Annotated in this window: 21 protein-coding genes; 9 read left to right on the plus strand and 12 right to left on the minus strand. The window is 53.9% G+C overall.

All coding sequences use genetic code 11. The features are described from left to right. Nucleotides 1–65: 65 nt before the first annotated feature. The 6 genes from folE to mglC all read left to right on the plus strand — a co-directional run bounded on the left by folE (nt 66) and on the right by mglC (nt 7,047). Complete coding sequence (gene folE / locus Q3H59_RS06815; protein WP_049852430.1) at nt 66–731, plus strand: GTP cyclohydrolase I FolE; 666 nt, start codon at nt 66–68, stop codon at nt 729–731. A gap of 53 nt (nt 732–784) precedes the next feature. Further along, on the plus strand, nt 785–1,945 hold the full coding sequence (gene yeiB, locus Q3H59_RS06820) for a DUF418 domain-containing protein YeiB (RefSeq protein ID WP_309833930.1): 1,161 nt from the start codon (nt 785–787) through the stop codon (nt 1,943–1,945). Nucleotides 1,946–2,087: 142 nt separating this feature from the next. Continuing rightward, nucleotides 2,088–3,128, plus strand: a complete 1,041-nt coding sequence (galS, locus tag Q3H59_RS06825; RefSeq protein WP_101763714.1) for an HTH-type transcriptional regulator GalS — start codon at nt 2,088–2,090, stop codon at nt 3,126–3,128. Nucleotides 3,129–3,431: 303 nt separating this feature from the next. Next, nucleotides 3,432–4,427: a galactose/glucose ABC transporter substrate-binding protein MglB gene (gene mglB, locus Q3H59_RS06830; protein WP_101763715.1), complete on the plus strand. Its 996-nt coding sequence runs from the start codon at nt 3,432–3,434 to the stop codon at nt 4,425–4,427. Nucleotides 4,428–4,497: 70 nt separating this feature from the next. Then, nucleotides 4,498–6,018 (plus strand): galactose/methyl galactoside ABC transporter ATP-binding protein MglA, encoded by a 1,521-nt coding sequence (gene mglA / locus Q3H59_RS06835; RefSeq protein WP_110866613.1) that lies wholly within the window; start codon nt 4,498–4,500, stop codon nt 6,016–6,018. An 18-nt stretch (nt 6,019–6,036) separates the two neighbouring features. Continuing rightward, a complete protein-coding gene (mglC, locus tag Q3H59_RS06840) occupies nt 6,037–7,047 on the plus strand; it encodes a galactose/methyl galactoside ABC transporter permease MglC (RefSeq protein ID WP_007889502.1) in 1,011 nt (336 codons plus the stop codon). A gap of 63 nt (nt 7,048–7,110) precedes the next feature. Here the strand turns inward: mglC and sanA are convergent, their stop codons facing one another. From sanA to metG, 6 genes are all read right to left on the minus strand, one after another. After that, nucleotides 7,111–7,830: an outer membrane permeability protein SanA gene (gene sanA, locus Q3H59_RS06845; protein ID WP_008104952.1), complete on the minus strand. Its 720-nt coding sequence runs from the start codon at nt 7,828–7,830 to the stop codon at nt 7,111–7,113. A 134-nt stretch (nt 7,831–7,964) separates the two neighbouring features. Next, on the minus strand, nt 7,965–9,662 hold the full coding sequence (locus tag Q3H59_RS06850; protein ID WP_176972365.1) for an NAD-dependent malic enzyme: 1,698 nt from the start codon (nt 9,660–9,662) through the stop codon (nt 7,965–7,967). 160 nt (nt 9,663–9,822) lie between these two features. Next, nucleotides 9,823–10,719, minus strand: a complete 897-nt coding sequence (cdd, locus tag Q3H59_RS06855) for a cytidine deaminase (protein ID WP_309833936.1) — start codon at nt 10,717–10,719, stop codon at nt 9,823–9,825. 124 nt (nt 10,720–10,843) lie between these two features. Then, on the minus strand, nt 10,844–11,536 hold the full coding sequence (locus Q3H59_RS06860; protein WP_222233708.1) for a CidB/LrgB family autolysis modulator: 693 nt from the start codon (nt 11,534–11,536) through the stop codon (nt 10,844–10,846). Further along, nucleotides 11,529–11,912 (minus strand): CidA/LrgA family protein, encoded by a 384-nt coding sequence (locus Q3H59_RS06865; protein ID WP_309833941.1) that lies wholly within the window; start codon nt 11,910–11,912, stop codon nt 11,529–11,531. Before Q3H59_RS06865 ends, Q3H59_RS06860 begins: the two co-directional genes overlap by 8 nt. Before the next feature lie 155 nt (nt 11,913–12,067). After that, nucleotides 12,068–14,101 (minus strand): methionine--tRNA ligase, encoded by a 2,034-nt coding sequence (gene metG / locus Q3H59_RS06870; RefSeq protein ID WP_309833943.1) that lies wholly within the window; start codon nt 14,099–14,101, stop codon nt 12,068–12,070. A 161-nt stretch (nt 14,102–14,262) separates the two neighbouring features. Between metG and apbC the strand changes: the two genes are divergently transcribed. Further along, nucleotides 14,263–15,375: an iron-sulfur cluster carrier protein ApbC gene (gene apbC / locus Q3H59_RS06875; RefSeq protein ID WP_309833945.1), complete on the plus strand. Its 1,113-nt coding sequence runs from the start codon at nt 14,263–14,265 to the stop codon at nt 15,373–15,375. Here apbC and Q3H59_RS06880 read toward each other — a convergent pair. Further along, entirely contained in the window at nt 15,372–15,824 is a 453-nt protein-coding gene (locus tag Q3H59_RS06880; protein WP_110866620.1) for a GNAT family N-acetyltransferase, read from the minus strand. The two genes, apbC and Q3H59_RS06880, sit on opposite strands and share 4 nt — an antisense overlap. Nucleotides 15,825–16,050: 226 nt before the next feature. Here Q3H59_RS06880 and ahpC point away from each other — a divergent pair, with 226 nt between their 5' ends. Beyond that, entirely contained in the window at nt 16,051–16,614 is a 564-nt protein-coding gene (gene ahpC, locus Q3H59_RS06885) for an alkyl hydroperoxide reductase subunit C (protein ID WP_101763328.1), read from the plus strand. Nucleotides 16,615–16,681: 67 nt separating this feature from the next. Continuing rightward, nucleotides 16,682–18,250 (plus strand): alkyl hydroperoxide reductase subunit F, encoded by a 1,569-nt coding sequence (gene ahpF, locus Q3H59_RS06890; RefSeq protein ID WP_309833947.1) that lies wholly within the window; start codon nt 16,682–16,684, stop codon nt 18,248–18,250. A 71-nt stretch (nt 18,251–18,321) separates the two neighbouring features. Here ahpF and Q3H59_RS06895 read toward each other — a convergent pair whose 3' ends face one another. From Q3H59_RS06895 to Q3H59_RS06915, 5 genes are all read right to left on the minus strand, one after another. Next, complete coding sequence (locus tag Q3H59_RS06895) at nt 18,322–18,525, minus strand: hypothetical protein (RefSeq protein ID WP_101763330.1); 204 nt, start codon at nt 18,523–18,525, stop codon at nt 18,322–18,324. Between the two features lie 185 nt (nt 18,526–18,710). After that, nucleotides 18,711–20,576: a GNAT family N-acetyltransferase gene (locus tag Q3H59_RS06900; RefSeq protein WP_309833953.1), complete on the minus strand. Its 1,866-nt coding sequence runs from the start codon at nt 20,574–20,576 to the stop codon at nt 18,711–18,713. Then, nucleotides 20,576–21,607 (minus strand): UDP-glucose 4-epimerase GalE, encoded by a 1,032-nt coding sequence (galE, locus tag Q3H59_RS06905; RefSeq protein WP_277973808.1) that lies wholly within the window; start codon nt 21,605–21,607, stop codon nt 20,576–20,578. The genes Q3H59_RS06900 and galE overlap by 1 nt, the downstream gene beginning before the upstream one ends. Before the next feature lie 56 nt (nt 21,608–21,663). Continuing rightward, on the minus strand, nt 21,664–22,788 hold the full coding sequence (locus Q3H59_RS06910; RefSeq protein ID WP_309833959.1) for a sugar efflux transporter: 1,125 nt from the start codon (nt 22,786–22,788) through the stop codon (nt 21,664–21,666). 53 nt (nt 22,789–22,841) lie between these two features. After that, nucleotides 22,842–25,505, minus strand: coding sequence for a beta-N-acetylhexosaminidase (locus Q3H59_RS06915; RefSeq protein WP_309833961.1), 2,664 nt, complete (start codon nt 25,503–25,505; stop codon nt 22,842–22,844). Between the last annotated feature and the right edge of the window lie 33 nt (nt 25,506–25,538).

Consider the following 25,538-nt stretch of genomic DNA (forward strand, 5'->3'; position numbering starts at 1 on the left):
TACGCGCTCAGAATTTCCCCCGTGGGCGAAAACCCGCGGGCGCATCACCTGTCGGAGAAGAGTAAATGAGCACCTTAAGTCAGGAAGCCGCCTTGGTTCACGAAGCGCTGTTGGCGCGTGGTCTGGAAACACCGTTACGTGCCCCGGTGCGTGAAATGGATGACGCCGCGCGCAAACGCGAAATTGCCGGCCACATGACGCAAATCATGCAGCTGCTGAACCTGGATCTGGAAGATGACAGCCTGATGGAAACGCCGCACCGCATCGCTAAGATGTATGTGGATGAGATTTTCTCAGGTCTGGATTACGCCAACTTCCCGAAAATCACCGTCATCGAAAACAAGATGAAAGTGGATGAGATGGTAACGGTGCGTGATATCACGTTGACCAGCACCTGCGAACACCACTTTGTGATTATCGATGGCAAAGCCACCGTGGCCTATATCCCGAAAGAGAAAGTGATTGGCTTGTCGAAAATCAACCGTATCGTGCAGTTCTTTGCCCAGCGTCCGCAGGTGCAAGAGCGCCTGACGCAGCAAGTGCTGGTGGCGCTGCAAACGCTGCTCGGCACCAATAACGTTGCGGTGTCGATTGATGCGGTGCATTACTGCGTGAAAGCACGTGGCGTAAAAGATGCTACCAGCGCCACCACCACCACTTCACTGGGTGGCTTGTTCAAATCCAGCCAGAACACGCGTCAGGAGTTTTTGCGCGCGGTTCGTCACAGCTAATCTGTTTGGGCAACAGCCTGTTGCCCGATTTCCTCTCTCCGTCAGGGCACTCGATGCAACGCTATCTCGCGCTGGATTTCATTCGTGGTTGCGCCATTCTCGGCATCTTGCTGCTGAACATTGTCGGCTTTGCGTTGCCATCGGCCGCCTATCTCAATCCGGCGTGGCGCGGCGAGGCTGCTACGCCTGATGCCTGGACGTGGGCGATCATGGATGGCCTGGCGCAGCTGAAATTCCTCACGCTGTTTGCCTTGCTGTTTGGTGCCGGTCTTTATATGCAGGCGCCGCGCGGCAGCCGCTGGATGTCGGCGCGTCTGACGCTGCTGGTGCTGCTCGGATTTATTCACGGCATCTTTTTCTGGGAAGGCGACATCCTGCTGGATTATGGCCTGATTGGGCTGATTATCTGGCGCATGCTGCGTGATGTGCCTTCCGACCGCGCGTTGTTACAAACCGGCGCATTACTCTATCTGGTCGGCTGCGGCGTGCTGCTGATTTTCGGCGCGGTCTCCAGCCCCAATCCCACGCGATCCTGGCTGCCGGGTGCGGCGGACCTGCAGTATGAAAGCTACTGGAAACTGCTCGGCGGCTGGGAAGCGGTGCAGAACCGGCTGGATCATCTGTCATCAGGCCTGATGGCACTGGCGTCACAATATGGATGGCAACTGGCGGGTTTGATGCTGATTGGTGCGGCATTGATGCGCAGCGGCTGGCTCAGCGGGCAATTTAGCGTGCAGCACTATCGCCGTTCGGCGGCGCTGCTGCTGACTATCGGCTGGCTGATCGCCATTCCCGGCATCGCCGCGCAGTGGATGATTGGCTGGGAATTCCGCTGGACCGGCTTTTTCCTGCAGGTGCCGCGCGATCTTGCCAGCCCGTTTATCAGCCTCGGTTATGCCGCGCTTTGCCTGGGATTCTGGCCGCAAATTGCGTCAACGCGCATCAGCTACGCCATTCAATGCGTTGGCCGCATGGCATTGAGCAATTACCTGTTACAGACGCTGATTTGCACCACGCTGTTCTACCGCTTTGATCTGTTCCTCAGGTTCGATCGCCTGCAGCTGCTGGCCTTTGTACCGGCTATCTGGCTGGTAAATATCCTGTTTTCCGTGCTGTGGCTGCGCGTCTTCCCGCAAGGCCCAATGGAGTGGATTTGGCGCAAACTGACGCGTCTTGCCGCGGGAAAACCTGACCCTTCCTCCTCGCTCAGATAATGATGTTCATCACAAAGGTTGCAGAATTGTATGTAACCGTTTTCATTGCTGTGACGTGATTCACGTAGTCGTTCCACATGCCCTGACAGAATAGCGCCGTTACGCGCTTGTCGCGCATTTTCAGCCTCTGTGGAACAGCTGCATGATAACGATTCGTGATGTCGCCCGTCAGGCCGGTGTGTCAGTAGCCACCGTGTCGCGTGTGCTCAACAACAGCAGTGCAGTCACCGCCGATACCCGGGAAGCCGTGCTGGCTGCCGTTGATGCGTTAGGCTATCGCCCGAACGCCAACGCGCAGGCGCTGGCTACGCAAATCAGTGACACCATCGGCGTGGTGGTGATGGATGTTTCCGATCCCTTCTTTGGCGCGCTGGTGAAAGCGGTTGATACCGTGGCGCAGCGCGTGCATAAACACGTGTTAATCAGCAACTCCTGGCATCAGGAAGAGAAAGAACGTCACGCAATTGAGGTGCTGATACGTCAACGATGTAACGCATTGGTGGTGCACGCGAAAACGCTTTCAGACGCCGAACTGATGCAGTTTATGGATCAGGTTCCCGGTATGGTATTGATTAACCGTACAATTCCCGGTTACGAACACCGCTGCGTCTGCCTGGATAACGTTACCGGCGCTCAGGTAGCCACGCGCATGTTGTTACAACAGGGACATCAACGCATCGGCTTTCTTAGCTCCAGCCACCCGATTGAGGATGTAACGCAACGACGTGAAGGCTGGCTGCAGGCCTTGTCAGAACAGGGAATTCGCCCGCAGGAGTCATGGATTGCGCATGCTGAACCTGATATGCAAGGCGGCGAAGCAGCGATGGTGGAGTTGCTGGGTCGTAACTTACATTTAACCGCGGTGTTTTCCTACAATGACGGCATGGCGGCGGGTGCATTGACCGCTTTAAAGGACAACGGCATCCAGGTTCCGCAGCATTTCTCTGTCATTGGCTTTGATGATATTCCCATCTCCCGCTATACCGATCCGCAGTTAACCACGGTCCGTTATCCTATTGTTTCTATGGCGAAACTCGCCACGGAATTAGCGCTCAAAGGTGCCGCAGGTGAGCTGGATCAGCTGGCTGTACACTGCTTTATGCCAACGCTGGTGCGTCGCCATTCTGTCGCCCAGCGGCAAATTGTGGAGTCGGTCACTAATTCAGGCGATAGCGCAGTGTAACCGTTTCCAATCTGTGATTGCATTCACAGTTAATTAACATGCCGCTCACTATGATGGCAGCGTCTTACCGGACTGAAACATCATGTAACGCTGGGAAATCCTCTTCCCAGCCGGTTTCAGTAGCCGATTGAAATAGTTCACAACACTTTTCAGGAAGCGTTTACCTACAGGGAAGTCAGGATTGCGATGGTGGCCCGGCTTTGCGTTACGCGTCCGCCCATTATCAGGTTTACAACCGACGGCGCTGTTTGCCCGCAGGCAAATAGCGCAATGAAATGCCCTACATAAAAAACCGGAGATACCATGAATAAGAAGGTTTTCACGCTCACAGCACTGGTTGCCAGCATGATGTTTGGTGCAACTGCGCACGCCGCCGATACCCGCATTGGCGTGACCATCTACAAATACGACGACAACTTCATGTCGATGGTGCGTAAGGACATTGAGAAAGAAGCAAAATCATTGGGCGGCATTCAGCTGTTGATGAATGACTCCCAGAACGACCAGTCTAAACAGAACGACCAGATTGACGTGCTGATGGCGAAAGGCGTGAAAGCGCTGGCCATCAACCTGGTGGATCCGGCTGCTGCGGCAGTGGTGATTGATAAAGCGCGTGGCAACGATGTGCCGGTGGTGTTCTTCAACAAAGAACCTAACGCCAAAGTGCTGGCCAGCTACCCGAAAGCGTATTACGTCGGTACCGACTCTAAAGAGTCAGGCATCATCCAGGGTCAGCTGATTGAGAAGCACTGGAAAGCCACGCCAGCCTGGGATCTAAACAAAGACGGTACCATCCAGTTCGTACTGCTGAAAGGCGAGCCGGGCCATCCGGATGCCGAAGCGCGTACTAAATACGTGATCGATACCCTGAACAAAGACGGCCTGAAAACGCAGCAGCTGGCGATGGATACCGCGATGTGGGATACCGCACAGGCAAAAGACAAAGTTGACGCCTGGCTCTCTGGCCCGAACGCCAACAAGATTGAAGTGATCATCGCTAATAACGATGCGATGGCGATGGGTGCGGTTGAAGCGCTGAAAGCGCACAACAAAACCAGCATTCCGGTGTTTGGTGTCGATGCACTGCCAGAAGCGCTGGCGCTGGTGAAATCAGGCGCGCTGGCCGGTACCGTGTTGAACGATGCGGAAAACCAGGCGAAAGCGACGCTGGACATTGCTAACAATCTGGCCAATGGCAAAGAGCCAACTGCAGGCACTAACTTCAAAATGGACAACAAAATCGTACGTGTTCCTTACGTACCAGTAGATAAAGAAAATCTGTCGCAGTTTGTGAAGTAATTCATCCTGGGCGCGGTATTTCGCCGCGCCTTATTGCATCTGACCAACGCTTTATTTAGCCAGGTAAATTATGGCCAGTGAGAATCCGACCACACAGCGTGAATATCTGCTGGAGATGACGAATGTCTCGAAATCATTTCCAGGAGTTAAAGCCTTAGATAATGTGAATTTAAAAGTGCGGCCGCACTCTGTTCATGCATTAATGGGCGAAAACGGCGCCGGGAAATCTACATTATTAAAATGTCTGTTTGGGATTTATAAAAAGGATACGGGGAGCATCCTGTTTCAGGGTGAGGAAATTGATTATAAGAGCTCCAAAGAAGCGCTGGAAAATGGCGTTTCCATGGTGCATCAGGAATTAAACCTGGTTCTGCAACGCAACGTCATGGATAACATGTGGCTTGGCCGTTATCCACGTAAAGGCGTGTTTGTCGATCAGGATAAAATGTATCGCGATACCAAAGCGATCTTTGATGAATTAGATATTGATATCGATCCGCGCGATAAAGTTGCCACCTTATCGGTGTCGCAGATGCAGATGATCGAAATCGCCAAAGCCTTCTCCTATGATGCCAAAATCGTCATTATGGATGAGCCGACATCATCGCTGACCGAAAAAGAAGTGAACCACTTGTTCACGATTATTCGTAAGCTGAAAGATCGTGGCTGCGGCATTGTGTATATCTCGCACAAGATGGAAGAGATATTCCAGCTGTGTGATGAGATCACCATTTTGCGTGACGGACAGTGGATCGCCACCCAGCCGCTGGAAGGTCTGGACATGGACAAAATCATCTCGATGATGGTTGGCCGTTCATTGAACCAGCGCTTCCCGGACAAAACCAACGTGCCGGGGGAAACCATTCTTGAGGTGCGCCATTTAACCTCACTGCGTCAGCCGTCGATTCGTGATATCTCGTTCGATCTGCGTAAAGGTGAAATTCTTGGTATTGCCGGTTTGGTGGGCGCTAAGCGTACCGACATCGTCGAAACCCTGTTTGGCATTCGCGAGAAGTCAGGCGGTACGATTAAGCTGCACGGCAAGAGTATTAATAACCACAGCGCCAACGAAGCCATTAACCACGGCTTTGCGCTGGTGACGGAAGAGCGTCGCTCCACCGGTATTTATGCGTATCTGGATATAGGCTTTAACTCGCTTATCTCCAATATTAAAAAGTATAAATCCAGCATGGGGCTGCTCGATAATAAACGCATGAAAAGCGATACCCAATGGGTCATTGATTCGATGCGCGTGAAAACGCCGGGTCATCATACGCAAATTGGTTCGCTCTCCGGTGGTAACCAACAAAAAGTGATTATTGGTCGCTGGTTATTAACGCAGCCGGAAATATTGATGCTTGATGAACCGACGCGCGGGATTGATGTGGGCGCGAAATTCGAAATCTACCAACTTATTGCCGAGTTGGCGAAGAAAGAGAAGGGCATCATTATTATCTCTTCTGAAATGCCAGAGCTGTTGGGTATTACCGATCGTATTTTAGTGATGAGTAATGGCCAGGTAGCAGGCATTGTTGATACCAAAACGACCTCGCAGAATGAAATCCTGCGTTTAGCGTCATTACACCTTTAATGAAGCAAGGGCTTTAACATGAAAGCGACTACTAAAAAGAATGCGCTAACCTGGTTAAAAGAGGGCGGCATTTACGTTGTCCTGTTTGTACTGCTGGCAATTATTATTTTCCAGGATCCAACCTTCTTAAGTTTAATGAACCTGAGTAACATTCTGACCCAATCTTCGGTGCGTATTATTATCGCACTGGGCGTGGCCGGTTTGATTGTCACGCAGGGTACCGACCTTTCAGCGGGTCGTCAGGTTGGCTTAGCGGCGGTGGTGGCAGCTACGCTGCTGCAGGCAATGGATAACGCGAACAAGGTGTTCCCGCATCTGGATACCGTGCCAATTCCAGTGGTTATTCTGACCGTGTGCATCATCGGCGGTGTGATTGGTCTGGTGAACGGGGTGATCATCGCTTACCTCAAGGTAACGCCATTTATAACCACGTTGGGCACCATGATTATCGTTTACGGTATCAACTCGCTCTATTACGACTTTGTGGGTGCATCGCCAATTGCCGGTTTCGATCCTGGCTTCTCCAAATTTGCCCAAGGCTTCCTGCGTTTTGGTGATTTCAAACTGTCGTTTATCACCTTCTACGCTGTGATTGCCATCGTCTTTGTTTGGGTGCTGTGGAATAAAACTCGCTTTGGTCGCAATATCTTCGCTATCGGTGGTAACCCGGAAGCGGCGAAAGTGTCTGGTGTGAACGTGCCGTTCAACCTGATTCTGGTGTATGCCTTGTCTGGCGTGTTCTACGCGTTCGGCGGGATGCTGGAAGCAGGCCGTATCGGCAGCGCCACCAATAACCTCGGCTTTATGTATGAGCTGGATGCGATTGCGGCTTGTGTGGTCGGCGGCGTGTCGTTTGCCGGGGGCGTGGGTTCGGTGGCGGGCGTGGTGACCGGTGTCATCATCTTCACCGTGATCAACTACGGTTTGACCTACATCGGCGTTAACCCTTACTGGCAGTACATCATCAAGGGCGGCATTATCATCTTCGCCGTGGCGCTGGATTCATTGAAGTACGCACGTAAGAAGTAGTGGATTTCCCCTCACCCCAACCCTCTCCCGCAGGCGGGAGAGGGAACCGTGAGGGAACAAACATCACTTCTGTAGTTTCTCTTCCAACTCCAAAAGCTGCTCCGGCGTCACCGCCGGATAACTCTGCGCATCTTCCGGCACTTCATGCACCGCAGGAATCGGCACTAACGGGCCAAGGAAGCGCGGCTCGCGCTTCATCAAATACAAATCCGCCAGCGCACCCAAACGCGCACCCACTTCGCGGAAACGCACCGACAACATATTCTTCGGCGACGGCACCGCATAGCACTGCGCCTGAATGCCCAAATGCTGCGCGATATACAGCGCTCGCTCGCAGTGGAAGCGCTGAGTAATGATGATGAAATCGTTGGTATCGAACACTTTACGCGTGCGCACAATCGAATCCAGCGTGCGGAAGCCAGCGTAATCCAGCACGATGTCCGACGGCGCGACGCCCGCTTTGATCAAATCGCGGCGCATAGTCATCGGTTCGTTATAGCTTTGCTGCGCATTATCACCGCTCAGCAGCAGGTAATTGACCTTGCCGCTGTTATAGGCGTTCAACGCGCCCTGGATGCGATAGAGGTAATACTGATTGATCACGCCCGTGCGGTAGTACTTCGCCGTGCCCAAGACCACGCCGACCTGACGATGTGGCAACGAGGTGACATCTTCGTATATAAAGGGCGCGGTTTTCCAGCTGATCCAGCGATCCAGGCCGAGCGCGGTCGCCACCATCAGTAAGATGATGAAAAACAGACCAAAGAAAACGCGTTTAATCATGCGCGCGGGCACTCGGTTGGCAGAATTCAGAATGGATAAAGGCTACTTGAGGCGGGCGGGGGAAGCAAGTAAACGCCCGTTGGCTGACGTTTTTTTAAACGTTGCCGGATCTAAATGATCCGGCAACGGATTTATCAGATCGAAGTACGCCGATAATTACGATACTGCGGCAGCCAGAAGTTGTTGCTGACGGCTTTCGACAACACATCTTCCGACGTCACCACCGCCACGCCCGCCAGCTGCGCGGCTTTACCCACTTCAATGGCAATCAGCTTGGAAACGCCCTGAATGTCTTTGATCTCCGGCAGAACCGGGCCTTCGCCATCGTTAACCAGCGGCGAGCAGTCGGCCAATGCGCGGCTGGCGGTCATCAGCATCGAATCCGTCACGCGACTGGCTCCCGCAGCGATAACACCCAAACCGATGCCAGGGAAGATATAGGAGTTATTGCACTGGGCGATGGGATAGGTTTTCCCTTTCCAGGTGACCGGCGAGAACGGGCTGCCGGTGGCAACCAGCGCGGCGCCGTCAGTCCAGGCGATGATGTCGGCTGGCGTCGCTTCAACGCGTGAAGTCGGGTTCGACAGCGGCATAACAATCGGACGCTTGGTGTGCTTGTGCATCTCGCGAATGATCTCTTCGGTGAACAGGCCAGGTTGGCCAGACACGCCGATCAGAATATCCGGCTTGGCGTTGCGTACCACGTCGAGCAGAGAAATGGAGTCGCTGCTGGTGTCCCAATCTTTCAGGCTGTCACTCTTCTGCACCAGCTTGCTCTGGAAATTGAGCAGGTTCGGCAGCTTGTCGGTGAGCAAACCGAAGCGATCGACCATCATCACGCGGGCACGTGCTTCATCATCGCTCAACCCTTCCGACTTCATCTGCGCGATGATCTGTTCGGCGATACCGCAACCGGCAGAACCGGCACCGAGGAACACCACTTTTTGCTCGCACAGGCGGCTGCCCGCAGCGCGGCTGGCAGCGATCAGGGTACCGACGGTCACTGCGGCGGTGCCCTGAATATCGTCGTTGAAGCAGCAGATCTCATCGCGATAGCGCTCCAGCAGCGGCATGGCGTTTTTCTGCGCGAAGTCTTCGAACTGCAACAGCACGTTCGGCCAGCGACGATTCACTGCCTGAATGAACTCATTGACGAACTCTTCGTACTCTTCGCCGGTAATGCGTGGATGACGCCAGCCCATATAGAGCGGATCGTTCAGCAACTGCTGGTTGTTGGTACCAACATCCAGCACCACCGGCAGGGTGTAAGCCGGGCTGATGCCGCCACACGCGGTATACAGCGACAGTTTACCGATTGGGATGCCCATGCCGCCGATACCCAAATCGCCGAGGCCGAGAATACGTTCGCCATCGGTCACCACGATAACTTTGACATTCTGCTTGGTGGCGTTCTGCAGCATGTCTTCAATGCGGTCGCGATTGTTATAAGAGATGAACACGCCGCGCGCGCGACGGTAGATTTCAGAGAAGTGTTCACAGGCCGCGCCGACCGTTGGGGTGTAGATGATCGGCATCATCTCTTCCAGATGATTGTCGAGCAGGCGGTAGAACAGGGTTTCATTGGTATCCTGGATATTGCGCAGATAGACATGCTTGTCATTGTTGTTTTTAAAATCCAGGAACTGGCGCCAGGCACGTTCTGCCTGCTCTTCGATGGTTTCTACCGCTTCCGGTAGCAGGCCGTTGAGGTTAAATTCGTTACGTTCTTCGAGGGTGAAGGCGCTGCCTTTATTCAACAGCGGAAATTCCAGCAGGATCGGACCCGCATAAGGAATATACAGCGGGCGTTTACTTTCGTAGTCGAGTTCCATGCAGTGCTTGCTCCGGTTGCAGTGTTTTCTGACGTATCGCCGGGAAAAGGTAACGCCAGTCCATCTTGAAGTGAAGAGGTTCTGGCGCCCGATCCTATGAAAATTCCTGCAGATGTACAGCTTTTGTTAACAGGAGGTCACAAAAGCGGTAAAAGGATCACTAAACTGATGTTTTCGAAACTAAAGTAAGTGAGAAATCCTCACATCCTAACGCCTTAAGCGTCGCGCGGGTCGCGTCAAGCTGACTCAGCGTGCTGTCCTGACATTCCGCCAAAACCGCTTGCTGAATTGTCTCCAGCGCTTCGTTGCTCATGTTCATCAAAATCAGTGCAGCCTGCAGCGGCGGCAAGCTGGGGTTAAAGGCGGCGTTTTCCGCATAGCGACCGGTGAAGACCTTGCCGCTCTGGCTGCGCAGCGCCACGCCGCTGTAACTCTGGCTGTAAGGCGCGTGACTGTGATTGGCGGCGGCAATGGCGGCCTGTTGCAATGCATCGCCCGCAACCACAAAACCATGATCGACCGGCGACAGCAGACGTTCGGTGATGTTCAGATCGGCAGGGCCAAACGCATCCGGCAGGTAGTCGCCCAGCGTGCTAACCGCACGTCCCGGCAGGCTGATGCGAATCGATGTGCCGCTGTTCAGCTCGTTCATAAACTGACGGCAATGTCCGCACGGCGTGTAGTTGACGGTAATCGCCGCCAGCTTCTCTTCACCGCGCAGCCAGGCGTGCGTAATCGCGCTTTGCTCGGCGTGCACCGTCTGCTGCAGCGGGGTATGCAGAAACTCCATGTTAGCACCGAAGTACCAGTGGCCGCTGACGCCGCGCGAAATCGCGCCGACATTGAAGTGAGACACCGTTGCCACGGCGCAGCTCGCCGCCAGCGGCAGCAGTTCCAGTGCCAGCGCATCTTCATCCAGTCCGGTAAGCTGTTTCAGTTGCGCGACATCCTGCGGACGCAATACGCCATGGAAATCCGGCGCATCCAGCAGCGGCTGAATCGCAGCTTGCAGCGCAGCGGGCAGGGCAGAAAAAGCAGTTAGGAATCGTGAATGCATGATGGGATGACCTCAGTTACGCGTTAGCGGCGATGCGCCGCCTGACGTTTTATATGTGATCCAAGTCGCTCTGACAATGCAAGCTGATTGGGTTGTTTCAACTTTGCGAGATCTCTCGCAAGTTTTAGCCCCACCAATGCATTAATAGCGGAAAAAGCAGCGGCGCCAGTAACGAGGTGATGATGCCGCAAATCACCAGCGCAAGGGAGCTGAACGCGCCTTCCTGATAATCGATCTCGGCTGCGCGCGCGGTACCTAACGCGTGCGATGCGTTACCAATTGCTAACCCGCGCGAGGATTTGTTTTTCACCTTAAACAGATTGAGCAGCATATGGCCAAACACCGCACCCAGCACGCCGGCGATAAGCACGCAGATGGCGCTTATGGCAGGAATACCGTGCAGCGATGCGGAGACCGCCATCGCAATTGGAGTGGTGACAGATTTCGGCATGATGGTGGCGGCGATTTCCGGCGTTGCGCCCATCCACAGCGCAATCGCGGTGCCCGATACCATTGCCGTGATGCTGCCGATGAAGCAGACGCTGATGATGGTTTTCCAGCGCGCGCGAATCTGATGCATCTGCTCATACAGCGGCAACGCCAGCGCTACGACTGCCGGTTGCAGCAACTGATTGAGCAGGCTGCTGCCGGCAAAGTAGCGCGTGTAAGGCAGGTGAGTCAGCAGCAGAATCGGAATGACAATCGCCATCGCCACTAACAATGGATTAACGATGGAGATATTGATTTTCGCCGCCAGTTTACGCGCCAGAAAATAGGCGATCATCGTCAGCGGCAGCGACCACCATGCATCACTCATTCGGCTTCTCCTGCGGGCGCTGCAGGCGCTCTGCGCTGAGCCCGACAATCAGCAGCACTATAAAAGTACTGACAATGCATGACACCACAATCGGCCCAAACTGCGCGGTGAGGATATCGGTATAGCCCATTACACCAACGCTAATCGGCACAAACAGCAGTGCCATATAGCGAATCAGTAAATGGCATCCGGGTTTCACCCACTCAACCGGCATGATTTGCAGACCCAGCAGCAGGAATAGCAGCAGCATGCCAATGATGCTGCCGGGAATGGTTATTGGGAGCAGGGCAGAAATCCCCATTCCGGCGTAAAGCGCCGCATAGATGATGACGAAGGCGCGCACATAGCGCCAACAAGCAGAGAGAACGGCAGGCATGTCAGACTCCTGTATTCGTAGCGCTTTATCATACGCATTAAGCGATTAGCGTGCTAGCGATCACAATACTGTCTGACCTGGTCGCCATTAATGGTGACCCCACAATGCGCAGGATCAACAGGTACAAAAAAGCCGCCCTGAGGCGGCTTGTTAGCTTACTTAACCGGCATGCCCGGTACTGCGCCGCTATCAACGGACAGCACAAACAGGTCTTTGCCGCCTGGACCCGCTGACAGCACCATACCTTCGGAAATACCGAAGCGCATTTTACGCGGCGCGAGGTTGGCGACGATGATGGTCATCTTGCCAACCAGCACCGACGGATCCGGATACGCAGCGCGAATGCCAGAGAAAATCTGACGCTTCTCGCCACCCAAATCCAGCTCCAGACGCAGCAGCTTGTCAGAACCCTCAACCAGCTCCGCTTTCTCGATCAGCGCCACGCGCATATCGACCTTGGCAAAATCATCAATGGTGATGGTGTCGCCAATTGGCGCATCAGCCAGCGGACCAGTTGCTGCAGGCTTATTCGCCGCCGCCGCATCTTCTTTCGAGGCCTCAATCAGTGCATCAACTTTGGTCATTTCGATACGGCCATACAGCGCTTTGAACGGCGCCACTTCATGATCCAGCAGCGGTTGGGCAATTGCATCCCAGCTCAGTTCGCTCTGCAGGAAGGCTTCGGCACGCTCGCTCAAAGATGGCAGCACTGGCTTCAGCCAGGTCATCAAGACGCGGAACAGGTTAATGCCCATGGAGCAAATCGCCTGCAGGTCGGCATCGCGGCCTTCTTGCTTTGCTACCACCCAAGGTGCCTGCTCATCGACATAGCGGTTGGCCAGATCGGCCAGCGCCATGATTTCACGGATCGCGCGGTTATATTCGCGGCTGGCCCAGGCTTCGCCAATCTTCTCTGAGGACGCCACAAAGGTTTGATACAGCGCGGGATCGGCCAGTTCACTCGCCAGCTTGCCGCCAAAGCGTTTGGTCAGGAAGCCGGCATTACGTGACGCCAGGTTCACCACTTTGTTCACCACGTCTGCATTCACGCGCTGCACGAAATCTTCCAGATTCAGGTCGATGTCGTCGATGCGTGAAGAGAGCTTAGCTGCGTAGTAATAACGCAGGCTATCGGCATCCAGATGCTGCAACCAGGTGCTGGCTTTAATAAAGGTGCCGCGCGATTTAGACATCTTCGCGCCGTTCACCGTCACATAACCGTGTACGAACAGATTGGTTGGCTTGCGGAAGTTGCTGCCTTCCAGCATCGCTGGCCAGAACAGGCTGTGGAAATAGACGATGTCTTTACCGATGAAGTGATACAGCTCAGTAGTGGAATCTTTCTTCCAGAACTCGTCGAAATCGATATCGCCGCGTTTGTCGCACAGGTTTTTGAATGAACCCATGTAACCGATTGGCGCATCCAGCCAGACGTAGAAGTATTTGCCCGGCGCGCCAGGGATTTCGAAGCCGAAGTAAGGCGCATCGCGGGAGATATCCCACTGCTGCAAGCCAGACTCGAACCACTCTTGCATCTTGTTAGCCACCTGCTCTTGCAGTGCGCCTGAACGCGTCCACGCTTGCAGCATCGCGCTGAAAGAGGGCAGATCAAAGAAGAAGTGCTCGGAATCGCGCAGCACCGGCGTCGCGCCTGAGACCACTGATTTCGGGTCGATCAGCTCGGTTGGGCTGTAGGTCGCGCTGCACACTTCGCAGTTATCGCCATATTGATCCGGTGACTTACATTTCGGGCAGGTGCCTTTGACGAAACGGTCCGGCAGGAACATGCCTTTCTCAGGATCGTACAACTGCGAAATAGTGCGGTTTTTAATGAAGCCGTTCTCTTTCAGGCGACCATAAATCAGCTCGGACAGCTGACGGTTTTCGTCACCGTGCGTCGAGTGATAGTTGTCGTAGCTGATATTGAAGCCAGCAAAATCCGTTTCGTGCTCCTGCTTCATCTCCGCGATCATCTGCTCCGGCGCGATGCCAAGCTGCTGAGCTTTCAGCATGATAGGCGTGCCGTGAGCGTCGTCTGCACAGATAAAGTGAACCTGGTTGCCACGCATTCGCTGGTAACGGACCCAAATGTCAGCCTGAATGTGTTCAAGCATGTGACCGAGATGGATTGAACCGTTTGCGTACGGCAGTGCGCACGTTACCAGAATTTTTTTAGCGACTTGAGTCATGTTTGCGTAGCGTTCCGTTGAAGAAAAATCGGTGTTAGATGTTAACCGAAGCACCCTCTGGCGTAAACACAGCTGGACATCCACGTCACTTTTAGCGCCTATCTGATATTATTGAACAGACACCGCCGCAATCTGGCGTGATGAATAAACAAGGAGAGGGGATGACTTCACAATCCCAGCAACATCATTCACCTGAGGCGCTGCGAGCATTGGTTATCGGCGTGTTGAGTGACTTTGAACATCCGACGCTGCAACATAACCTGACCACGCTGAAAGCCCTGCGCCATGTCGCGCTGCTGGATGACAAGCTGCATATCGAGCTGGTGATGCCGTTCGCGTGGGCCAGCGCTTTTGAAGAGCTGAAAGCGCAAACCAGCGCCGAACTGTTGCGCCTGACGGATGCCAGCGCCATTGACTGGCGACTGCGCCACGACATCGCCACGCTGAAGCGGGTGAAAAACCATCCGGGCGCGACCGGTGTGAAGAACATCATCGCCGTGAGTTCTGGCAAAGGTGGCGTGGGCAAATCCAGCACCGCTGTGAACATGGCGCTGGCGCTGATCGCTGAAGGCGCGCGCGTGGGGATTCTCGATGCGGATATTTACGGTCCGTCGATCCCTAATATGCTCGGCACCGAAAATCAGCGTCCCACCTCGCCGGATGGCACGCACATGGCACCGATTATGGCGCACGGCCTGGCAACCAATTCGATTGGTTATCTGGTCACCGACGACAACGCCATGGTGTGGCGCGGTCCAATGGCCAGCAAAGCCCTGATGCAGTTGCTCAAAGAAACCCTGTGGCCGGATCTCGATTATCTGATCCTCGATATGCCGCCAGGTACCGGCGATATTCAGCTGACGCTGGCGCAAAACGTGCCGGTGACCGGCGCGCTGGTGGTCACCACGCCGCAGGACATCGCCTTGATTGACGCGCGTAAAGGGATGGTGATGTTCGAGAAAGTCAGCGTGCCGGTGCTGGGCGTGATCGAGAATATGAGCATGCACATTTGTAGCCAATGCGGACATCACGAGCCGATTTTCGGCACCGGCGGTGCGCAGAAGCTAGTGGAAGATTACAGCACCCGTTTGCTGGCCCAGTTGCCGCTGCACATTACGCTGCGTGAAGATCTGGATGATGGCGAACCGACCGTGGTGCGCCGTCCGGAAAGTGATTTCACCGCGCTCTACCGCCAACTGGCGGGTCGCGTTGCGGCGCAGCTCTATTGGCAGGGAGAAATTATCCCTGGCGATATCGCGTTCCGCGCCGTTTAACGCCTTCCAGTTCCGCTGGTGCGCGTCGCCAGCGGAAAATGCATCAGCACATATTTTCCCTGCTCGCTCTCGCCAACCGCTTCGCGCCGCCAGCCGTGTTTGAGATAAAAATCCATCGCCGCCTGATTCTGTTGCAGGCATTTCAAGGCGCCCGTCGAGCTAAATCGCGATTGCACTTTTTCTAACAGCGCGCTGCCCACGCCTTGTCCCTGCGCATCGGGGTCGACATACAGGCTATGCAGGAAGTTGTCATTATCCAGCACCGCCGCAAACCCCACGCGATGCCCATTCAGTTCAGCGACCAGCACGGTTTCGCCCAAAATCACCGCATCGAAATCTTCTAACTGCCAATCATCGCCATCCAGCCACGTCCAGTTATGGCGTCGAGCGGCAAGATACAGCGTGCGCAGAAAAGGCCGATCGGCTTCGTCAAAAAAACGTATGTGCACCTATTTGCTCCGTCAGTAAGGTATTTGAATAAAAGTAGCAGTTTCACCGCAAAAAGATAAAGCCTGACAGAACCGCGCCCTTTTTGTGTAGAATGCCTCCGCGAGCCGCATGAAATCTGGTGTCGGCGCTTTGATAGCTTTTGGTTATCTGATTGATAACGTCTGCATATTAGAAGTTGGCCCGAAAATTCTGTAGCCTGCATCACATCTTTTAACGGAGGTCACCATGTCCATCATTAATACCAAGATCAAACCATTTAAAAACGCAGCGTTCAAAAACGGCGAATTCATCGAAGTCACCGAGAAAGACGTTGAAGGTAAATGGAGTGTTTTCTTCTTCTACCCGGCTGACTTCACCTTCGTATGCCCAACCGAACTGGGTGACGTTGCAGACCATCACGAAGAGTTCCAGAAACTGGGTGTAGATATCTACTCTGTTTCTACTGACACGCACTTTACCCACAAAGCCTGGCACGGTTCTTCTGACACCATCGCGAAAATCAAATACGCAATGATCGGTGACCCAACTGGCGCGCTGACCCGTAACTTCGAAATCATGCGCGAAGACGAAGGTCTGGCAGACCGCGGTACCTTCATCGTTGACCCGCAAGGCATCATCCAGGCGATCGAAATCACTGCAGAAGGCATTGGCCGTGACGCATCTGACCTGATCCGCAAAGTGAAAGCCGCTCAGTACGTTGCTTCTCACCCAGGTGAAGTTTGCCCGGCAAAATGGAAAGAAGGCGAAGCAACTCTGGCTCCATCACTGGACCTGGTTGGCAAAATCTAAGTTAGCTGCCATTCGATCTTTCTCTATCGGGTGCTACGGCACCCGATTTTCATGACAGGAACTCACTATGCTCGACACCAATTTAAAATCCCAACTCAAGGCTTACCTTGAGAAACTAACGAAACCGGTTGAGTTGATTGCCACATTGGATGATGGCGCCAAATCGGCAGAGATTCGCTCTCTGTTGGCCGATATCGCGGGCTTGTCAGACAAAGTCAGCTTCCGCGAAGAGAACGATCGTCCGGTGCGTAAACCCTCTTTCCTGATCACTAACCCAGGCAGCCAGAGCGGTCCGCGCTTTGCCGGTTCGCCAATGGGTCACGAATTTACTTCACTGGTTTTAGCCCTGCTGCAAACCGGTGGACACCCTTCGAAAGAATCGCAGAGCCTGCTGGATCAGGTTGTGGCTTTGGAAGGCGACTTCCACTTCGAAACGTATTATTCCCTGTCGTGCCACAACTGTCCTGACGTGGTACAGGCGCTGAACCTGATGGCGGTGCTGAACCCGCGTATCAGCCATACCGCGATTGACGGCGGTATGTTCCAGAACGAAATCACCGAGCGCAACGTGATGGGCGTGCCGGCGGTATTCCTCAACGGTAAAGAGTTCGGTCAGGGCCGTCTGAGCCTGGCGGAAATCGTCGGTAAAGTGGACACCAACGCCGACAAGCGCGCGGCGGAAGAGCTGAACAAACGTGAAGCCTACGAAGTGCTGATCGTCGGCAGCGGCCCGGCGGGCGCAGCAGCGGCCATCTACTCGGCACGTAAAGGCATCCGTACTGGCCTGATGGGCGAGCGTTTCGGTGGTCAGGTGCTGGACACCGTAGACATTGAAAACTACATCTCCGTACCAAAAACCGAAGGCGCGAAGCTGGCCGGTTCTCTGCGTGCCCACGTTGATGATTACGATGTTGATGTGATTGATACCCAGAGCGCCATCAAGCTGATTCCGGCGGCGAAAGAGGGCGGTCTGCACGCAATTGAAACCGCATCTGGCGCAGTACTGAAATCCCGCAGCATCATCATTGCTACCGGCGCACGCTGGCGCAACATGGGCGTACCGGGCGAAGAGCAGTATCGCACCAAGGGCGTAACTTATTGCCCGCACTGCGACGGCCCGCTGTTTAAAGGCAAACGCACTGCGGTGATCGGCGGCGGTAACTCAGGCGTGGAAGCGGCAATCGATTTGGCCGGTATTGTTGAGCACGTGACGCTGCTGGAATTTGCCAGCGAAATGCGCGCCGACAAAGTGCTGCAGGACAAACTGCGCAGCCTGAAAAACGTCGATGTGATTCTGAACGCACAGACCACCGAAGTGAAAGGCGACGGCAGCAAAGTCACCAGCCTGACCTACATTGACCGTAACAACCAGAGCAGCCACGAAATCGCGCTGAGCGGCATCTTCGTGCAGATTGGTTTGCTGCCGAACACCACCTTCCTGGAAGGTGCGGTTGAGCGCAACAAGATGGGCGAAATCATCATTGATGCCAAGTGCGAAACCAGCCTGAAAGGCGTGTTTGCCGCAGGCGACTGCACCACGGTGCCGTACAAGCAGATCATCATCGCCAGCGGTGAAGGCGCGAAAGCCTCACTCAGCGCCTTTGATTATCTGATTCGCACCAAACCGGCTGAATAAGTTTTGCGATAGCCACGCAATAGCCCTGCAACGCATGTTGCGGGGCTTTTTTTTATTTGAAAAAACAATGATTAGCCTAACCAGCGTATGGCTTGCGCATCGCTAATATCGCGGTAATAGATTTTATGCAGCCGTTCGCCACAGCCTTTACATTGTGCTTCAACATGAGTTGAGAAGTAGGCTCGCCCGGTGGGAGAAATAGCGCCTTTGCGGGAAATACGGATGTTGTGCCATTTGTGTGCATGCGGAATAAAGCTGAAGAATTTTAATTTCATTATCGCTACCGGAATGGAGTGGGCGGTGTTTATCTTCAAATCCGGAGCGCAATTAGGCCCGTTTTCTGGCGTAATAAATTTGATAAGTATCAAGGTGATTAAAACTTTGCTTATTTCACCGCGCTTCTGTTGCTTCCGGTGCGAATAAAAATAGATTCGCACCGGATTATTTGATCGCGGAAGGATTACAGCATTAGCGCCATAAACACGATTTCATCACTAAACCGTGCAACCTCCTGTTTCATTCTGCTCACCACCTTAAAACCTTTCTTGCGATAGATCATAGCTGCCGGGTTCGATTGCCAGACGCATAAGGTGATGCGGCGCATTTTTTGCTGTTTGGCTTGATCCTTAAGCTTTGACAAAATTTGATTGAAATAGCCTTTTCCCTGTTCCTCGGGCTGCAGCGCCACGCTGCAAATGAAGAAATCGTCCGGCTGGCGATGCTGATTCACGAAACTGTCGTAAGCCACATCCAGTGGAAAAACCTCCTGACGATAGCCATATTGCACCTTGATGCGATCGTAATCCTGAATCGGCGCAGCGTTAACGAAACCCACCATTTTTCCCTGCGGATTATAAATCACGGCAATCTGTTGCAGGAAAGGCTGGATATTTTGCCGCTGCTGTAGGGTGGTTATATCAGTGGCATAAATATTCTCGACCGAGCAGTATTCCAGATAGCTGGTGGTGAAAATTAATTTCGCCATCGCGAGCTGTTCTTGCTTGTCTGTAATACTTCCCGGTTTGAAGATCAGTGGCGACACTTTCTGACCATCAATCGGCTGCCAGAAATCACCTGCTTTAATATTCTTTGCGGTAAGCGCAATTAAAAAATCGCTGAATAATGCATTCACTTTATCCAGTTGCGGATCCTGAGAGAGCACGCCGTAATAGTGATAATAGGGAATTTCAGCACGCAGCTGCGGCGCATAAGCAATTTGCAGGATATCGCATTCAGAAAGCAAAGGTACCAGTTCACCTAACTGCAGAGGATCGCTTAATTGCCAGTCGCGTTGTGCTAGCTGAGTAATCGTATGCTGATAATGCTGCTGCTCTTCACCACTCAGCGGGCGACGTTCACCGCTGAGAATATCCTCAGTCAGGCGCATGCCTTTAATCCCGCTCACGCGATGCTGCTGAACATCAAAACCCCATACGGCAAACCGGCTGAAATCCTGATGGCTGAGCTGCGTGACCTGCAATTGCTCGCACCATAACTGGTAAAAAGGTTCGAAGATGGCGCGTTCGCTTTCCGGTGTTTTAGCTGGAATTGGCTGAGGCCAGCCGCGATACACCGCACTGAGCCGCCGTTGTAAGTTCTGCAACACCGGATTGTTTTGATGACTGATGATCATGCCGGTTTCATCGGTGAAGAGATTCAGCCAGTTTATTTGCTGCTGTTCTGCCTTAAAATCAGGCAGTTCAGGATGACAGAGAAACAGCGTCGCAGGCTGAGCGGGAAGTGTATCGGCATCCATATAAACGCCGCCGCACCGATTGAGAATCGCCAGGCGGAAGAAGTCAGAAAGCGTAGCGTAATAGCGCTTATCATGCAGTTGCTGCAGCACATCGATCAGCGCGCCATCAAATGACTGGATCAGTGCGCTCAAGCTGTTGACCTGCACCAGCGCATCAGGCAGAAACAGCGTGCCAGCATGAAAGGGGCTGTTTCCCTGCTGAGCGACGAAGCGATCCTCTGCCGCCAGCTGCTGTGCATTCCACACCCATAGCGTTTGCCGGAAATCACTGCGACTGGCTTCTATCGCGCGTTGCCATTGGGCAATGGTGCGGTTGACGTTGAGTGGTGATGGACCGCCGAGCCAGATGCGATGGAGCGTGCATTCATTACCTGTCAGTCGGCTGGTGGGCACCGCGAACATCGAAGAGAGTTCCGCAACGCACACCTCGTGCGGCTGATGTTCCACTTGCCACTGTTTAAACTGCCGTAATGCTTGTTGCCAGTCTGCTGTCGCGGGATAGGTAAAGCGCTTTTTAAGCGCGGCGAGTTGGCGTTCGTAGTGAGGTAAAAACGTTTCGCGCGTCATCATCAGATTTCGCTCCCGGCTGGTTGAGCAACATAGCCTTGCGGATTCTGCGTATGCCAGCGCCATGCGTCGCGCAGCATGTCTTCGAGGCCGCGAGTTGCTTGCCAGCCCAGTTCTTTTTTCGCCTGACCGGGATCGGATAAGCAGATGGCGACATCGCCGGGACGACGCGGGCGCATATCGAGCGGCACGCTTCGGCCGCTCACCTGTTCAAACATCTGCACGATTTCCAGCACCGAGTAGCCTTGTCCGGTACCCAGGTTGTAATGGCGATAGCCCGGTTTGAGATGATTTAGCGCCTGAATATGACCTTCGGCTAAATCCATCACGTGGATGTAGTCGCGCACGCCGGTGCCGTCGGGCGTTGCATAGTCATCACCAAATACCGGCAGATGGCTTCTTAGTCCATTGGCAACCTGAAACAGATAGGGCAGCAAATTGTTGGGAATCCCTTCAGGATGCTCACCAAGCTGGCCGGAGGGATGTGCGCCGGCAGGATTGAAATAGCGCAGTGCGGTAATGGCTAACTCAGGTTGTGCATCAACCACTTCACCCATGATCTTCTCCACCATATATTTGGAGGCGCCATAAGGGTTGGTGGTATTGCCGGTATCACAGTTCTCACACAGCGGAATCTTTACCGGAATGCCATAAACCGTGGCGGATGAGCTGAAAATAAGTTTTTTCACCTGATGCTGCTTCATGGTTTCCAGCAGCATTAGCGTTCCGGCAATATTGTTTTGATAATACTTCACCGGTTTCTGCAGCGATTCATTTACCGATTTCAGCCCAGCCATATGAATAACCGCATCAATCGGCTGATGGCTAAATACCAGATTTAGATCGGCGCGGCGGCGAATATCGCCCTGATGAAACGTCATTTTCTTTCCGCTTAACGCTTCGACACGCGTTAAGGCCAGCGGTGAGCTATTACACAAATTATCCAGCACGATCACACGATGGTTTTTCTGCAGCAGGCTAAGGGCAATGTGTGAGCCAATATAGCCCGCACCGCCAGTAATTAAGACATTCATTTACGTACACTCCATGTGTTTTGTTGCGCGCAGCGGTGCGCGACGAATGAGGGTGTTTAAACATTGTCGACCTTTGTTATCAGTAGTAATGACATCACCAACAGCACACAGGCTGCCGGCCAGATGGCCAGCGGTGAGACGGTGGTGATAATTCCCTGTAAAACGCCAGCCAGCAGCACGCCGATGGACATCGAATTGGTATACAGCGTGGCCGCCATTCCCTGGCGATGTTGCAGTAAATCCTGAAACCAGAACATGCCAACGGTAGCGATGATAGCGATGAAAATGGCATTGAAAATTTGCAGTAACATCAGCGGGATAAAACTTTGACTGAAGAAAATCCCCGCATAAAAAATCACGCCGCACAGCATGGCTGCCTGCATTTGCGTTTTCTTACCCCAGCGTTTGAGCATGCTGGCGCTGAGCAGCATGATCGGTATTTCCAGCGCCGCGGCGAGGCCAAAAAGCACGCCACTCCAGTCGGCAGACAAGCTTGGCTGCTCTGCCAGATGCAAAGGAAACGCAATCAGATAGAGTGCGCTGCAGCTCCATACCAGTAAGGTGGCAAACATCAGGAAGCAAAGGTTGTGCCCCAGCGGCTGCCGGTCCGGTTGCTTTGCAGGAGTAGCGCTTGCCAGCCGCTCGCCAGGCGGCAAGCTGATAGCCCGCAGCGTCACGCTCAGTAACAGCAAGAACATGACGGCATACAGCCAGGTGAAGCCGGCCAACTGAACAATCCAGAATGCCAGCGGTGGGCCGAATACCCACGCCAGCGAAAATTGCGCGCGTAAAATGGCGCTGAAAGCATTGTCACTGCGGGTTTGCCGTGCCAGCGCGAACAGTTGCGGTATCGCCGCACTGCCGCAAGCATTGAGCAGCGAACCGAGCGAAATTAACAGCAGATAATCGCGGCAGAAGATAAACAGCAGCGCATTGAGCGCCTGTGCGAATAAGCACAAGAGCAGTAGCGGGCGACGCTGCGTGACACGATCTGAATAACGGGCAATCAGTAAGCTCATCGCAATACTGCTGAGCGCATTAACGCTGTAGAAGGCGCCGATTTTCCAGGCTGCCACGTTAAGTTCACTGGCTAGAAATAAGCTGAGCGTCGGAATGAACAGGGCGCCGCTTAAACCGGCACCCAGCGCAACAACATAAAAAGAGAAGGTTGAGTGTTTCATCGACATCCTTGTCAGTGTTCGCCCCAGGCACTCCAGCGAGGGGCAGAAAGTTTTTAAAGTGCTTCAGCGCGGCTGAAGCGTTTGCCATCCGGACTCACGCTACGCACCCAGACTTTATCGCTAGCCGTAATCGCCGGTTTAGCATGTGGTTGATAACGCTGCCAGCGCTTACCCTTATCCAGGCTGTACTCCAGCGGCAGACCCGGCAGCGCAATGTTCATGGTCAGTGTGCCATTCTCGACGCGCGCCCCCGGCACCGGTAAACGGTAGTGAATACCGGCTTTATCCATCTTGCCCAACTCACGCTGGCCTAACAGATTGGCGAAACGCTGCCAGTCCTGATTGCGCTGCTGCTGGTTAACGAAGTGGGTTTCACCGCCTTTAAAGCTGCGGCCTTGCTGATAATCCAGCTCCCACTCCGCGCGATGCCAACCGCGTTCGGCCACCGACAGCAGGCGCGGGAATACCATGTAATCCATCTGCTGATCGGTACGCGTGGTTTCACTCCACAGCTGTACTGAAATGCCGTATGCGCCTGACCACGGCTTATTCGAGGTGGCATCAAAGGTCTTCCCGTCGCGATCCACCGAGGTTTCAGCGTTCTGCGGCAGGTTGTCCGGCGCGAAGCCAAACATCTTGCGCTCATCGCTGAAGCGTGTGCCCCAGTAATAGCCGCGCTCGTTAGGATTCACTTCATACGGGAAGTCCATGTAGACGTAATCCGGATTGGAAATTACTACTTCGTAATCTTTCAGCGTCCAGTCGTTGGCGGTGTCAAAGCCGCCCCAATAGAGCGTGTCCCAGAAGTTAACGCGTACGCGCGAAGTGGCGAAGGCGTGCGCGTCAGCGGCATCTTTCAGTCCATCCTGCCAGGCCTGCATCACCGGAATGCCATGCGCTTTCACCATCTTGCTCACTTCCAGCGCGAAGTGACTTGGCAAGTGCTCCAGATCTTCCACCTTGCCGGATTTCACCACCGCCTGGCAGAGCTGAGATTTTGCCCAGGGTTTGTCCTCTTTGCTTTGGTCTAAAATGCCCGTTCCCGCTTTCGGGTTCTTAACATCGCTGTAGCCGCTACCGAGGCGAATGTTTTTCGCTTCATCACCGCCAAAGTGCCAGGTGGTCAACGGTTGGCCGGCTTCGCGGTGCATCGCCTGCACTTCACCCATCACTTTATCGACAAATCGCTTCGAGGAATCGAGGCAAGGATTGAGATAGCTGGTGCGGTCGTACAGTTGCACGGAACGGGTATTCGAGGTATCCGTGGGATCCACCAATCGATATTCACTGGCCTGCTGCGGTTTACCTGCTTTCATCAGTTGCTGATATCGCGCCTCCATAGAGATCACCGCCGCGCGTGCATGCGCGGGCATATCGATTTCCGGGATCACTTCGATGTTGCGCGCCTGCGCATATTTGACGATCTCGATATAATCGGCGCGGCTGAAATGTCCGGTTCCGTTGTTATTCGTGAACGGACCGGAGCCCAATTGCGGCAGCAGGCATTGCTGCTCAGTCAGATCGTGACAACGCTTACTGCCTACGTCGGTCAACTCTGGCAGACCGGGGATTTCGATACGCCAGGCTTCGTCATCGGTCAGGTGGAAGTGGAATTTATTCATCTTCCACGCCGCCATTTGATCGAGCATGCGCAGCACCGCTTGCTTGCTGTGGAAATTACGCGCCACATCGAGGAAGGCACCGCGATAGGCAAAGCGCGGTGAATCTTTCGCTTCGAGCGTGGCGATAATCGGTTTACCTTCAGCCGGCACCAGCGACAGCAACGACATCAAGCCGTAGTAAACGCCAGCATGATCGTAACCAATGATATCGGTGCCGCGCGGTGTGATGCGCAGTTCATACGCACCGGAAACCGCCTCTGCGCCGTGGAAATGATTGACGGCGATACGGGTATGAATGTCATAACCCGCTGACTGCGGTTTGAGCCCCATCAAATCGAAACGCTGTTTAACCGCATCGGCCTGGTTGTCCGCCAATACCTCAAGATGCAAGGCAACGCCACGGCTCAGATCGACATCCGCCGCATGAACTTTTACCGAACGCGGCGTTGGGGTGATTTGTCCGCGCAGCGCGCTGGCAGGCAGTTGCACCACATCGGCATTCTTTGTGAAACGACTTTGCGGCAGCATTAGCACGTTTTTATCGTCGGCAATGCGCTTCCATTGGCCGCCAAACGGCTTAACAAAGTCGCTGAGGTTTTCGGTATCGGTGCTGGTGATAATTTTTGGCGTAGCATTGGCGGCGGTGACATACCAGCGCGGCATTACGTCGGTGATAAACAGCTGCCAGTATTCATTGACGATAGGGATCTCAATCGACTCACCCGCCGCGATACCTTTGAATTTCTCCGTCGGTTCCAGACGGGTTAAATCGCCGACGATATGGGTCATTTTGAACTGATCGTTATCCACCCGCAGTGTTTCGTGCACGTTGCTCATGTAGATTGCCCAGTTTTTACTGGTGAGCGCCGGACCGTTGTTGGTCAGCGTGATGGTAGCGGTGTTGCAGGATGCCCAATCGGCACCGAGTTTCGCGCAGTTCACGCCGTGATCGGCCGCCTGGTTGTCAGTGACCTGATACTGCACGCCGAACTGACTGATTTGATCGACGACCTGCTGATTACTGCGCGGGGATGAACTGCAGGCGGCAAGGCTCATCACGCTCAGCGCCAGTAAACTGATTTTTAACTTTTTCATGTTGTTATCCTTCTCCACGGAGGTAAGTCTCTG

The sequence above is a fragment of the Pantoea sp. SORGH_AS_0659 genome, assembly GCF_031453915.1.
GTDB classification, from domain to species: Bacteria; Pseudomonadota; Gammaproteobacteria; order Enterobacterales; family Enterobacteriaceae; genus Pantoea; species Pantoea leporis.